We start from the raw sequence: 13,550 nt of genomic DNA on the forward strand, positions 1-13,550 counted from the left end.
CCAATGGTGACCTTAGGAGCCCACCGCATCATGCGGCAAGGTGGGCCTATAAACGCAGGCGAACCCAGAGCCCGCACCTCGGTGCCTGGGGTGCGAGGAAGGCCGAGCCCCAACGCACTGCACTTGTTCGGTGGTTGGGCACACCGCCAACGCACCGCCAGCGGCCTTGCAAATGGCGATAGACCCGGGATGAGCCACGACCGAATTAGCGTCATAAGGCTGACAAGACTCGCCATGTTGTTGTCGTCGTCATGACCTACGCAGCGCGATTTCTGCGTAGATACCTTTATAGATAGTGTCGTGCTTTCTATCCGGCTCCGGCTTGGGGTTTAGGGATATCATGCGACCGCTGGGGTCATCCAGCAGGCCGCGAAGCTGTTCATAATCGAAGCTCAAGCCCTCGACACTGCGTTGGTTGAGGCGTGTGACGGTGTCTTCCAACGCGGACTTACTGTGCCCTTCTTCTTCCAGAGGCGGGAATGCCTGAACCAGCGGCTGCTCTTGATCCCAGCCGATCTTGATGGGCTGGTTGACGATATGGACCTGGGTGCCGGCGGGCACGCGATCGAAAATCGACTCGATGTCCCCAGGAAACATGCGAATACAGCCACGGCTGGCACGCATGCCGATACCATCCGGCTGGTTGGTGCCATGAATCAAGTAGCCGTCGAAACCCAGAATAATGGCATGGTCTCCCAGCGGATTGTCTGGGCCCGGAGGCACCACGCTAGGCGCCTCCTCTCCGCGCGCCCTGGCTTCACGCTGGACCGACTCGGGTGGGTACCAGGCAGGATTCTTGATGTTCATGGTGGTTTCGGTGACACCGAGGGGCGTACCGAAGCCTTCGCGACCGATGCCGATGGGATAGGTCTCGACGCGTGGCGTTTCACTATCGTCAACCTTTGGATAGTAGTAGAGGCGCAGCTCGGCGATGTTGATGACGATCCCGGTGCGCTCCGCATCGGGCAGGATGAAGCGCCCGGGTATGGTCACCTCGGTACCCTCGCCGGGAATCCAGATGCTCACATCCGGATTGGCGCGCACGATCTCCCTGTACCCCACGTTGTGTCGCCTGGCGATATCGAGCAGGGTATCGTCGTAATTCTCCACGGTGACGGTATAGGTATCGCCGATCACATTGCCTTCCTCAGGCAGCGGATAGTGGCCGCGGGGCCACTCGCCCTCCTCTTCGGCCTGGGCAACGCCGATGAGTGCCAGCCAACCGACCAGCATCCCCACCGCTGTGCGTGTTCGGAGCTGCCACAATGGTGCCTCCCTCGCTGTATCAGAGTGAGGTTTCGATAAAGCCATCATTCTCCCCTTTTCGACTGGACCATTATCATCCAGACCGATGTGTGTTGAGTTTCGATCCAAGCAGCACCAGTAATGCGGCCAACAGCCAGGTCGGCCAGCTACCGGTACGGGTGAACGGTGTGTACCCCGCCATGGGCAGGGCCTCGCCGCGCAGGCTCGTCGTCTGGAACGGCGATGCGCGGGCCGTGAGGCGGCCCTGAGGATCGACGATGGCGGTCACGCCGTTGCTGGTGGCTCGGATAAGATAGCGGCCGTTCTCCAGGGCGCGCAGGCGGGCCATCTGCAGATGCTGCAGGGGGCCGATGGAACGGCCAAACCAGGTGTCGTTGGAAACCGTCAGCAGCAGCTCAGCATCGCGCGCCTGCTCGGCGACCCGGTCGGCATAGATGATCTCGTAACAGATGGCGTTGCCGATGGTGGTCCCAGCGGCGTGGATCGGCCCCTGAGCCTCGGCCCCGGGCGACATGATTGGCATGGGCAGGTCGAAGAAGGCGATGGTGCCGGCGAGCAGACGTTCAAGCGGCAAGTATTCGCCGAAGGGCACCAGGCGAGCCTTGCGATACTCGCCCTCGGCGGCACCCAGGCCGATCACGCTGTTGTAGTAGTCGCCACCGTCGCGCCGCAGGATGCCGGTGAGCAGGGCGGTGTCGGACGCGAGGTTGGACTGCGCTCGTTCCAGTATTGGCCGGGCCTCCTCTTCGAACATGGGCAGCGCTACCTCGGGCCAGATAACCAGGTCGAGGTCGTTGGACTGTGCAAGGGTCAACGCCGTGTAGATACTGGCCGCCTCGCGCTGACCCTCGGGCGTCCACTTGATCGCCTGATCCAGGTTGCCCTGCAGCAGGGCGACCCGCAGCGGCTCACCGGCCGGGAAGGTCCACTGGGCCGGCAGGGCCAAGGTGGTGAGCCAGAGAGCGGTGATGGGCGCCGCGGCCCACCAGCGGCGGCGCAGCAGTTCGGCGCCTAGGGTGCCGGTCAGCGCGGTGATCAGTGACAGCAGATAGACCCCACCCACCGGGGCCCAGGGCGCCAGAGGAGAATCTACCTGGGAGGTGCCCAGCAGCAGCCAGGGAAACCCGGTAAACAGCCAGGTGCGCAACCATTCGCTGAGCACCCAGACGCCGGCGAAGCTGAGGAAGGCCAGCCGCGGGCCCGTGACGCAGCGATAGAGCCAGAAGGACACGGCGAAGAACAGCGCCAGGCTGGCCACGAACAAACCGGTGAGGAAAAGCGCCAGGGGCGCCCCCGTACCGCCATAGTCGTGGATCGCGACGAAGACCCAGGAGACACCGGAGCCGAACAGGCCCACGCCGTAGCACCAGCCACGGAGGCCGGCCTGGGCGGGTGTCAAAGAATGGATGCCGAAATAGACCAGTGCCACCGCCACCGGGCCCAGCCACCACAGCGCGAAGGGCGCGGCGCTGAGGGTGGTCAGTCCCCCGGCGGTCAGAGCCAGCAAACAGCCGAGGGCCGGAGAGATCCGGCCGGCAAGCGTCATATACCGGACTGGCAGGTTCTCTGCATCCATGCCGTTACTCAGACGCTCTGGAGGAAGGACGCTCACGCAAGGCCGCAATCGCAAAGGCGAAGACACCCAGGAACAGGGCGATATCCGCCAGGTTGAAGGCGGGCCAGTGCCACTCACGCCAGTAGACGTCCAGATAGTCTACGACATACCCTCGTGCTAGGCGGTCGATGCCATTGCCCAGCGCGCCACCCAGCATCAAGCTGTACCCCAGCGCCTCCAGTCGGGGTCTGGGCCGGCACAGCAGCATCGTCAGGACGATGGTCACCATCCCCGTCAGGCCCAGGAAGAGATAGCGCTGCCAGCCGCCTGCATCGGCGAGGAAGCTGAAGGCTGCTCCCGTGTTCCACCAGTGGCCCCAGTTGAAGAACGGGGCTAGCGGGATGGTCTGGCCATACGGCATCAGCGCCTGCACCAGCCCCTTGATGGCCTGGTCGGCCAGGCCGACCATGACGGCCAGTGCCAACCAGTACCAGCGGCGCGGCACTATCGGTATCCGCTCTGTCCTCATGACGTGGCTTCCTGGTAGCGCGGGCTTTCCGAACGAGTCGTGGCATTGCCTGGCGAGAAGCGATAGCCCAGCAGCCGCATGGCGTTCAGGGTCACCAGCACGGTGGCGCCGGTATCTGCCATCACCGCGATCCACATGCCGGTGATGCCCAGCGCCGTGGTCACCAGGAAAATGGCCTTCAGGCCCAGCGCCAGGGCGACGTTGGTCTTGACGTTGCGCAGCGTGGCCCGGGACAGGTCGATCAGCTCGGCGATGCCGCCGACGCGGTTCTTGAGCAGCGCCGCATCCGCGGTTTCCAGTGCCACATCCGTACCGCCGCCCATGGCGATGCCCACTTCGGCCGCGGCCAACGCCGGGGCGTCGTTGATACCGTCGCCCACCTTGCCGACCGGGCCGCGTCCGGCGGCCTGCCATTCCTGCACGCGCTGTGCCTTGTCCTCGGGCATCAGCTCGCCATGTGCCTCGATGCCCAGCGAGCCACCGATAGCCACCGCCGTGCGCGCATTGTCGCCGCTGAGCATCACCGCCTCGACGCCTAGGCGTGACAGGGCGGCGAGCCCCTCGATGGCATCTTCGCGCGGCTCATCGCGAACGGCGATCAGCCCCAGCGGACGCTCGCCTTCTATCAGCACGGCGAGGCTCTTGCCAGCCTCTTCCAGCTCGGCGACCCGGGCGGTCAGATCGTCATCGAGCGCGGCCTGCTCTGCCAGGTAGCGAGGCGTGACCAGACTCAGCTCACGCCCCTCGACCCGACCAGCGACACCTCGACCCGCCAGGGCTCGGTTGTCACTCGCCTGGGGTAACGACAGGCCCTGCTGCTGCGCATGGGCGAGGATGGCCGTGGCGATGGGGTGGCTGGAGTCACGCTCCATCGCGGCCGCCAGCCTCAGGATCTCTTGCGTGCCCTGGCCGCTGGCCCAGTCCTCCACGTCGGTGACCTTGGGGGTGCCGGCGGTGAGGGTGCCGGTCTTGTCCAACGCTACCGTTCGGAGCTTGCCCAACTGTTCAAGCACAGCGCCGCCCTTGATCAGCAGGCCCCGCCGGGCGCCCGCCGAGAGGCCGGCAGCGATCGCCGCGGGGGTCGAGATCACCAGGGCGCAGGGACAGGCGATCAACAGCAGGGCCAAGGCGCGATAGACCGATTCCGACCAGGCCATGGTCGAGACCAGCGGTGGCACCACCGCCATCAGGAGGGCGAGCCCCACCACCGCTGGCATGTAGTAGCGAGCGAAGCGGTCGATGAAGCGTGCCACGGGGGCCTTGGCAGCCTGGGCCTCCTCCACCAGGCGGATGACACGGGCGATGGTGTTGTCCTCGGCGCCGCGTGTTACCTCCACCTCCAGGGCGGCATCGAGGTTGACCGTGCCGGCAAAGACGTCATCGCCCGGTGCACGCGAGCGGGGCACCGACTCCCCGTTGATTGGTGACTCGTCCAGATCGGATTCGCCGGTCAGGATACGCCCATCGCAGGGCACACGGTCGCCCGGCCGCACCAGGACTCGCTGCCCGGGCGTGAGCGAGGCAGCCGAGACCTCTCGGGTATCCCCATCCTCCATCAGCCTCGCCGTGGACGGGGTCAGGTCCGCCAGGGCCGAGATGCTGCGCCGCGCCCGTGATGCGGCCACGCCTTCCAGCAATTCGCCCACGGCGAACAGGAAGACCACCACCGCCGCCTCGGCGGCGGCATCGATGGCCAGGGCGCCTAGGGCGGCGATGCTCATCAGCATCTCGATGGTGAAGGGGTTGCGCTGCTTCAGCGCGCCCCAGGCGGCCTGCACGATGGGCACCAGCCCCACCAGGGTGGCTGCGACGAAGGGCCAGTTGCCCAAGGCCGGCCAGGCCAGGCGGAGGACGAAAGCCAGTACCAGTAGACATCCGGTGACGAGCACCAGGCGCCCCTTGGCGGTCCGCCACCAGGAGGCCGATGTGGTGGCAGTGTCACTCGTCGCCTCCTCATCGACCAGGCGGTAGCCGAGCGTGTTGAGGGCTCGCTCGATCGCCTCTCGGGAAGGCGTCGTGCCTTGCCTGGGGTGGACCTTTACCGAGCCGGTGACCGAGCTGGCCGACACTTCCGCGATGCCATCCAGGCGGCCCAGCGCGGACTCGACCTTGCGCTCGCAGCCGCCGCAGTCCATGCCCTCGACGCGCAAGGAGAAGGCCGAGGAAGACGCCGGGTGCGTCGATTTGCCCATGGTGTGACTCCTTCGAATAATCTATCGTCTGGAGCATAAACCTTGGAGCGACTAGAGGTTCAAGCCATGTCCGGTGATACTACGTCAGCGCCTATCGATTGCCCCGCGCTAGGCATCGGTGAGCTGGCCCGACGCGCCGGCTGCAAGCCCGAAACGGTGCGCTACTACGAGAGCATCGGGCTACTTCGCGACGCCCCGCGCACCGAGGGCGGTCAGCGCCGCTACGGTGACGCAGCTGTCAAGCGGCTGACGTTCATTCGCCATGCCCGTGACTTCGGCTTCTCGGTGGAGGCGGTGCGTGAGCTGCTGGAGATGGCGGACCATCCGCAGATGCCCTGCCACGAGGTCGATGCCATCGCCAAGCATCACCTGGAAGAGGTCGAGTCACGTCTTCAGCGGCTCTCCGCACTACGTGAAGAGCTCAGGAGGATGGTGGGCCAATGTGCCGGCGGCAGGGTCGAGAACTGCCGGATCATCGAGGTGCTCGGTGACCATCGGCTCTGCCGGCGCAAGGCAGAGCATGGCGGGGCCGCCGACCTCCGATAACGCCGGCTGACTCTGCCGACCAGGCCTCGTCGGGCGACGGACTCAAGGGGAGACGAGCGCCGCCAGTTCGGGGGAAATCGAAGTCTCCATCACGCGCAGCAGGCGCGTTCGTGCCTCCACGAGCGCTGACATCTTGTCGTCACCCGACGTATTCTTCCCTCGAATGATCCGCTGTCCCTCTGCCAGAGGATCGATCGGACGATCATCCAGCCTGATCTCATAGTGAAGGTTGGGCCCCGTGGTCAGCCCCGTCGCCCCTACGGCACCGAGGTTATCCCCGGCCTCCACCCCATCACCGACCTCGAGCCCTTCGGCAAACTGGCTAAGATGCGTGTAGCGACTGACGGCACCGGAATCATGATCGATCTCGACGACACGCCCATAGCCGCCCCGCCAACCGATAAAGGTCACGCGGCCAGGGCCAGTCGCCACCACGGGCGTGCCTCTAGGAGCGGCAAGGTCGATTCCGTCATGCCGCCGAATGTCCCCATACACGGGATGGCGTCGATTGCCGAATGATGACGTCAGGCGTGCCCCCTCGACCGGGAAGCGCAAGACGCGCTGGAGTTCGCCATCCTGGAACAACATCACCATGCCTGGCTGATCCGCCGGCCAAACCAGCTCCAGGCGCCACCCAAGCCCACCAAATCCCGCATAGGTCAGGCGTGGTCGTCCCACCCGTGAACCATCCTGCCGCCGCCTCTCCTCCCATAGCAGTCGCAGTCGTTCTCCGTCCCTGACGTCATGACCGGTATCCAGGATGTCGCCCAGCAGGCTTTCGAGATCTGCAGCGAAATGTTTGGGCACCTCCGCCGCCGCCAACGAGGCAGATAGGGAAGTCTCGACCTCGACCTTGCGGGCGAACGCCAGGGTGTCGGCTCGTGGCCGCACCGTGCGCGCCTCCGGTCGTTGCCCCAGCGTCACGACGTGTCGGACACCCGACTCACGCTCGATGGCGACCGACACCGGTTTCCCAGCCGCCGATGAGGCCACCGATACGCGCTGACCGGGCTGCAGTCTGGTCGGATCGAACTCGCCTCTCATCGCCGCCACTACCGCGGCACGGGTCGCGACATCCAAACCAAGACGCCGCAGCAGGCGATCCAGGGTGTCGCCCGGAGCCACGGTGAGCCTCTGGGTGTTGCTATCGAGCGCTTGAGCAAGCCGAGGCAATGATAGTCCCCGTTCCACGGACGATTTCTCGACGGCTCGGGTCTTCACGGGTGACGATAAAACGCTCCCTCGCCAATTGGCTTCGGCCAGCATGGGGCCGATACCCATCAGCCCTACCAACAGCCACCACCCCTTCATGATGTCCCGCCATCGTCATTGGACAGCTCAGCGACTTGGCGCTGTACGGCGTCGACCAATTCCTGCATGCCGAAGGGAGCCAGCAATTCGCCGTTGACGAAGAAGGTCGGTGTCTGACTGATCTGATTGGCCTTGACGTCTTCCTTATCCTGCTCGAATACCGCCTGAATCTCGGGAGAGTCGAGTTGCTCCTGCGCCTGGGCGCTGTCCAGCCCGGCCTGGCTGGCGATCTCCAGGATGGCGGCTTCATCGAAGCTGCCGTGGGCCGCCCACTGGTTCTGGCGAGCCAGCAGTGCCTCCAGCACCGGCGCGAAGCGCCCCTGCAGCCTGGCGGCTTCCAGCACGCGAATGGCCGTTTCTGACACCTCGCCATGGAAGGGGGTATAGCGCACCACCAAGCGTACCTGGTCGGGGTAGGTGTCCAGGATTTTCTTGGTGAGCGGATAGAAGGCGCGACAGGCCTCACAGGCCGGATCGAAGAACTCGACGATGGTGACCGGCGCGTCATCGGGCCCCAGGATCGGCGAATGAGAGCGGACGAGGATGTTATCGGCCTCTCGACTCGCCGACTCCGATGCGGCTCCAACCAACGAGGGATTCGAAACGGCAACGATAATGGCCACCAGGACCAGCGCGCCCACCAAGATAACAGCCGCACGTCGTATCATCTTATTTCCTCACGAGATGACCGGATTAACCCACGAACCTCGGCGCGCAGCGAGTGGCCAGGGCCACACGCCTGAACGGCGCCAAAAAAGCAGGCGTCAAGCTTACAAGCTCTAGCTGGTACAGGTTCAACACCTGCTTCCCGCGCATCTCCGCAAGGCGTCCGGCAAAGCCGTTGCCTCGGATCACCTGCCAACTGAGCAGGTGCGTGAGCACCACTCTCACCCGTAGCTAACTACGGATACAAACATCATGCAGCGACATGCCGCTAGCGTGACGGACACCATGACCAACGGCGGTCTGGCGTGAGCAGCTGGCGTCCATGTCGTGACCATCCGTTATTACCAGCGACGCGGGATATTGCTGGAGCTGGAGCGGCCTCCCGGCAGTATCCGTCGCTATGGCACGGCCGACGTGGCGCGGCTGACCTTCGTCAAGACCGCACAGCGGCTGGGCTTAAGCCTGGACGAGATCACCGAGCTATTGCGGTGGGAGGATGGCATTCATTGCCAAGAGGCCAGCACCCTGGCAGAGCATAAGCTGGTGGATGTGCAAGAGAAGATCGCCGGCCTGCGACGCATCGAGCGGACCCTGGCCGAACTGGTACAGGCATGTCATGAACTGGAGGGAAGTATCACCTGCCCACTGATCGCCTCATTACACGAGAGCTTGATCAACGGGGATTAGCGGCTCCCCAGAAATTGAAACCGGCAAACCGCGGGACCTTCGGCAGATAGCCCGTTTCCATCCGCAGGATAGCGAAGCCGGTGTGCTCGATGAGCTTGGGTATGTCACGGTTGAGATGGCAGCCCCCCGCCACCTTGCCCCACAGAGGGTTGAAGCGGTCCTGCCACCGTCGCACGCCCTCATCGGGGGCCGTGCCGTGTTCGCAGAACAGCAGTTGGCCACTCGGCTTGAGCACGCGCCGCATCTGCTCGAGCGCGCGGTGCCAGTCGGGGATCGTGCACAGGGTATAGGTCAGCACCACGGTATCGACGCTGTTGTCCTCGAGAGGGATCTCCTCCCCCGGCAAGTTCAGCCAGCGAACCTCGAACGGCGCCCCGGCGACGTGATGGCGGGCCTTGCGGCGCATGCCTTCGGAGGGCTCGAGCCCCCAGACCAGCTCGACCCGATCCGGATCGTAGTGGGGCAGGTTGAGACCGGATCCCATGCCCACCTCCAGGACCCGCCCCCGCGCTTGCGGCACCACGGCCGCCCGCTGACGATCGACCACCTCGTGGCCGCACGCTAGGTGGAGAAGATGCGGCAAGACGTGCTGCTCGTAAAAGGACATCGGCTATCGTCATCCTTTGTGGTTACGGTGATTCAAATACCGTCGGTTCGTTATGCCACTACCTTGAAGTAGCGCATCATGCCGGCATCCTCATGCTCCATGTTGTGACAGTGATACATATACAATCCTTCGAAGTCCTTGAAGGTCAGAGCGATGCGCACCCGTTCCTCCGGGAACACCAGCACCGTATCGTGCAGCCCCGCGTCGATGATTCCATCGTGCAGGTCCGTCCTGTCACCCGCCGATATCCGTTCCTGGATCTGGAATTGTAGGCCATGGACGTGCATAGGATGCGGCATCATGGTGTTGTTAACGAACTCCCAGATTTCCGTCTCCCCCAGCCGGACGATCTCGTCGTCCGCCACCGTCGCACCCTCCATTTGCCGCCCGTTCATGGTGAACCCTTGCATCATGCGCATGCCCAGCTCGAAGCGACGAACCGGTGTATCGGCCTGCACCGGGGAGGCCGGAAGGTCTTGAGCCAGGCGTTCCGGCAGGGCTCCCGAATCGTTCGCCCGCGTGACGATCTCGAAGGTGACCAGCGAGAGCCGCTCGCTTCCCATCATGTCGCGCATCATTCCTTCGTCCATCATGCCACTGCCACCCATCATGCCCCTTCCGCCCATCATGTCGAGTTGATACTCCTCGCTCACCAGCTGTATGGACTCGCCTGGCTCGGTATCGCCGAAATCGACCCACAGGTCGACCCGCTGGGCCGGCGCCAGCGTGACCGAGCGGCGCCGCTCGGGCTCGGCGAGCAAGCCACCGTCGGTGCCGATGACCGTCACCGCCCGGCCATCGCTCCAGGCCAGCTTGTAGATACGTGAGTTGGAGCCGTTGAGCAGCCGTAAGCGATAAGGCTGGGTAGACACCTCGCGTCGCGCGTCCGGATGCCCGTTCACCAACACCCGCTCCCCGTGAAAGCCTCGCATGCGGGTCATCATTGCCCCCATGCCACCACCGCTGATGTACTGAAGCTCGTTGCCATCGGTGAAGGTGCGATCCTGCAGGATGAAGACCAACTCCCGTTCGCCGTCGGGCAGCCCGAGGGCACGCTCGGCTTCGTCGCTGATGATCAACGGACCGGCAAGGCCGGCATAGCTCTGAAAGCCGACCCGACCACCGTCAGGGCCGTGGGGATGGGGGTGGTACCAGTAAAGGCTGGCACGATCCACCACGTCGAAGGCGACCGTCGTGCTCATTGCAGGCGCGATCGGCAAGCGCGGCTGGCCGTCCACGTCCGGCGGCACGTGCAGGCCATGCCAGTGCACGGTGGTGTCTTCGGGGAGGTCGTTGTCGATGCGCACACGCACGCGCTGGCCACGGTGCAGACGGATGAGCGGGCCCGCATAACTCTCGCCGACAGGGGGCAGGGTCTCTGTGGGCCCGGCGAGACGATCGGCCGTGTAGCGCCAGACGTCGCTCGGTGCACCAGGCAGAATCGGAACCTTGTCGGGGTGGGCGCGCAAACGCAAATCAACGTCGAAGGGGCCCTCCATGGTCGTCGACGCGAACGCCGCCAGCGAAGGGGAACGTCCCCCTCCGAACCATACCCCGGCACCCGCCAGGATCGATAGCGCCGCCACACCGCCGACTCGGCGTAATACCATGCGTCGTTGTAGGTCGACCTTGTCCATGACGTTCCCCCCTCCTCTGCGTGGTAGTCGGCGACTCCCCTTCATAGTTTGGTGGCACGAAGTCGCAGGGCGTTGGCGATGACCGAGATCGAACTCAGGCTCATCGCGGCGGCGGCGTAGACGGGACTGAGCAGCCAGCCGGTGAACGGAAACAACACCCCGGCGGCCAGAGGTACCCCCAGGCTGTTGTACACGAAGGCGAAAAACAGATTCTGGCGGATGTTGCGCATCACGCGGCGGCTGAGATGGCGGGAGCGTGCGATCCCGGCGAGATCACCACGCACCAGAGTCACGCTCGCACTCTGGATAGCCACGTCAGTCCCCGTGCCCATGGCGATGCCGACATCGGCCTCCGCCAGGGCGGGGGCGTCATTGACGCCATCGCCGGCCATGGCTACCACGCGCCCAGACTCACGGTGCTCGCGCACGATACGGTTCTTGTCTTCCGGAAGCACTTCCGCCTCGATTTCGTCGATTCCAAGTTGTCGCGCGACGGCCTCGGCAGTGGCACGGTTATCGCCGGTGAGCATCACCAGCCGCAGGCCCTCTTCCTTGAGTGTGCGGATTGCCTGGAAGGTGGTTTCCTTGATCGGATCGGCAACACCGATCAGCCCCATGACCTCACTGTCGGCCACCAGGTACATCACGGTTTGCCCCTCGGCTTGCAGCGTTTCAGCGCGTTGCGCCCACTCCGCCATCTTCACACCACGCGTTTCGAGCAGTCGAGCGTTGCCAAGCGCAAGATCGTGTCCTTCGACCTGGCCGATGACGCCCATGCCGGTCACCGCTTCGAAATTGTTGGCATCGTTCAGCGCAACATCGCGTTCTTGGGCGGCACTAACGATGGCCTCGGCCAATGGGTGTTCGCTACCTCGCTCGAGGCTGCCGGCAAGCTGAAGCAGCTGCGTTTCATCGCTGTCGGCAGCCGGTTCGAGCGAGGCGACCCGGGGTTTGCCTTCGGTGAGCGTGCCGGTCTTGTCGACGACCAGGGTATCGACCTTCTCGAAGCGCTCCAGCGCCTCGGCATTCTTGATCAGCACGCCCGCACGTGCACCGCGACCGACACCGACCTGGATCGACATCGGTGTGGCTAAGCCGAGCGCGCAAGGACACGCAATGATCAGCACCGATACCGCAGCGATTACCGCATAAGCCATCGCCGGCTGCGGCCCCCAAATCCCCCAGGCCACGAACGCCAGTATCGCCACACCCACCACGGCGGGTACGAAGTAGCCGGCAACCACGTCGGCGAGCCGCTGCACGGGTGGCTGCGACCGTTGCGCTTCGGCCACCATTTCCGCGATCTGCGAGAGCACCGTGTCATCGCCAACCTTGTCGGCACGCATGATGAAACTGCCCTGACCATTCACGGTGCCACCAATGACCGTGTCGCCCTCGCGCTTCTCGACGGGGATGGATTCCCCGGTCACCATCGACTCGTCCAGCGTGCTACTGCCATCGAGCATCTCGCCATCGACCGGCACCTTGTCACCCGGACGTACCCGCAGGCGGTCACCGGTGCGCAACTCGTCGAGTGAGATCTCCTCGTCGTTGCCTTCGGCATCGATGCGTCGCGCGGTCGGCGGGGCGAGATCGAGGATCGCGCGCAGCGCACTGCCGGTCTTCTCGCGGGCGCGGGCCTCGATCACTTGACCGAGCAGGATCAGCACGACGATCACCGCCGCCGCCTCGAAGTACACACCGACCGTACCATCGGCGGCACGGAAGGTGTCCGGGAAAGCGCCTGGCACGAGCGTGGCGACAACACTGTAGCCATAGGCCGCCCCCACGCCGAGGGCGATCAGTGTGAACATGTTCAGGTGGCGGGTAACGAGGGACTTCCAGCCACGCGAAAAGAATGGCCATCCAGCCCACAACACCACGGGCGTAGCAAAGATCAGCTCGATCCAGTGGCCACCTCCGGCAGGCAGCACCTCATCCAGCCAGGGACCAATACCGGGCAGCATACTACCCATGGCGACGAACAATACTGGCAGTGTCAGCAGGCCACCCACCCAGAAGCGGCGGAACATGTCGAGGAATTCGGTGCTGCGCTCCTCTCTAGCAACGCGGGTGGGTTCGAGCGCCATACCGCACTTGGGGCAGTCGCCGGGCTCATCCTGCCGTACTTCGGGGTGCATCGGGCAAGTGTACTGAACCCTCGACGACGGCTGTGGCTTGACGGGCTCGAGCGCCATGCCGCACTTGGGGCAGTCCCCCGGTTTATCGCTCTCTACACCAGGGCACATTGGGCAGAAATAGTTGGCCTTGCTACTTGGCTTCGCCGCCACCTCCGAGGTATCGGCGAGCACGGCGTCCGGATCCTCGCGAAAATGCTCGGCGCAGCGGCTGCTACAGAAATGGTAACGCTTCCCGAGATGGTCAACGTTTTCCGCCGCTTCGGGATCGACTCTCATGCCGCAAACGGGGTCTTTCTCCATGATGAACCCTCCATTCGTATAAAAGTGCATGACTATCAGACTGAGCATAACCTTTAAGTTGACTTTAAGGTCACGCCTGTTCGAGAGAGCGATTCGACGATGAGCAGAATTGA

10 protein-coding genes and 1 pseudogene are annotated in these 13,550 nt (G+C 64.3%); 2 read left to right on the forward strand and 9 right to left on the reverse strand.

Annotation, left to right across the window (positions count from 1 at the left end; genetic code table 11):
* Positions 1-249: 249 nt before the first annotated feature.
* From ACXAFN_RS11420 to ACXAFN_RS11435, 4 genes are all read right to left on the reverse strand, one after another.
* Complete coding sequence (locus tag ACXAFN_RS11420; RefSeq protein ID WP_152480018.1) at positions 250-1,233, reverse strand: L,D-transpeptidase family protein; 984 nt, start codon at positions 1,231-1,233, stop codon at positions 250-252.
* A gap of 106 nt (positions 1,234-1,339) precedes the next feature.
* Positions 1,340-2,842, reverse strand: a complete 1,503-nt coding sequence (lnt, locus tag ACXAFN_RS11425; protein WP_253742621.1) for an apolipoprotein N-acyltransferase — start codon at positions 2,840-2,842, stop codon at positions 1,340-1,342.
* Between the two features lie 4 nt (positions 2,843-2,846).
* The gene (lspA, locus tag ACXAFN_RS11430; protein ID WP_253742629.1) at positions 2,847-3,326 is read right to left on the reverse strand and encodes a signal peptidase II; all 480 of its coding nucleotides are present in this window, start codon (positions 3,324-3,326) and stop codon (positions 2,847-2,849) included.
* A 20-nt stretch (positions 3,327-3,346) separates the two neighbouring features.
* Positions 3,347-5,542 (reverse strand): heavy metal translocating P-type ATPase, encoded by a 2,196-nt coding sequence (locus ACXAFN_RS11435; RefSeq protein WP_152480020.1) that lies wholly within the window; start codon positions 5,540-5,542, stop codon positions 3,347-3,349.
* Between the two features lie 66 nt (positions 5,543-5,608).
* Here ACXAFN_RS11435 and ACXAFN_RS11440 point away from each other — a divergent pair, with 66 nt between their 5' ends.
* Positions 5,609-6,088 carry a MerR family transcriptional regulator gene (locus tag ACXAFN_RS11440; RefSeq protein WP_152480021.1) on the forward strand — a complete coding sequence of 160 codons (480 nt, stop codon included), beginning with the start codon at positions 5,609-5,611 and terminating at the stop codon, positions 6,086-6,088.
* Positions 6,089-6,130: 42 nt separating this feature from the next.
* On the opposite strand, the gene ACXAFN_RS11445 is transcribed toward ACXAFN_RS11440, so the two are convergent.
* Positions 6,131-7,354 (reverse strand): M23 family metallopeptidase, encoded by a 1,224-nt coding sequence (locus tag ACXAFN_RS11445; protein ID WP_172977735.1) that lies wholly within the window; start codon positions 7,352-7,354, stop codon positions 6,131-6,133.
* A 41-nt stretch (positions 7,355-7,395) separates the two neighbouring features.
* Positions 7,396-8,067, reverse strand: a complete 672-nt coding sequence (locus ACXAFN_RS11450) for a DsbA family protein (protein WP_152480023.1) — start codon at positions 8,065-8,067, stop codon at positions 7,396-7,398.
* Positions 8,068-8,389: 322 nt separating this feature from the next.
* Here ACXAFN_RS11450 and ACXAFN_RS11455 point away from each other — a divergent pair.
* Positions 8,390-8,752 (forward strand): annotated as a pseudogene (locus tag ACXAFN_RS11455) (MerR family DNA-binding protein); the annotation flags it as partial.
* Here ACXAFN_RS11455 and ACXAFN_RS11460 read toward each other — a convergent pair.
* From ACXAFN_RS11460 to ACXAFN_RS11470, 3 genes are read right to left on the reverse strand one after another with little or no spacing between them, the layout of a single operon-like run.
* Positions 8,739-9,359, reverse strand: a complete 621-nt coding sequence (locus ACXAFN_RS11460; protein ID WP_474988792.1) for a class I SAM-dependent methyltransferase — start codon at positions 9,357-9,359, stop codon at positions 8,739-8,741. The pseudogene ACXAFN_RS11455 and the gene ACXAFN_RS11460 overlap by 14 nt on opposite strands.
* 50 nt (positions 9,360-9,409) lie before the next feature.
* Positions 9,410-10,996 (reverse strand): multicopper oxidase family protein, encoded by a 1,587-nt coding sequence (locus ACXAFN_RS11465; RefSeq protein ID WP_474988794.1) that lies wholly within the window; start codon positions 10,994-10,996, stop codon positions 9,410-9,412.
* A 41-nt stretch (positions 10,997-11,037) separates the two neighbouring features.
* Positions 11,038-13,437 carry a heavy metal translocating P-type ATPase gene (locus ACXAFN_RS11470; RefSeq protein WP_474988796.1) on the reverse strand — a complete coding sequence of 800 codons (2,400 nt, stop codon included), beginning with the start codon at positions 13,435-13,437 and terminating at the stop codon, positions 11,038-11,040.
* Positions 13,438-13,550 lie beyond the last annotated feature (113 nt).

This window comes from Halomonas sp. ABH4_019 (assembly GCF_056159885.1).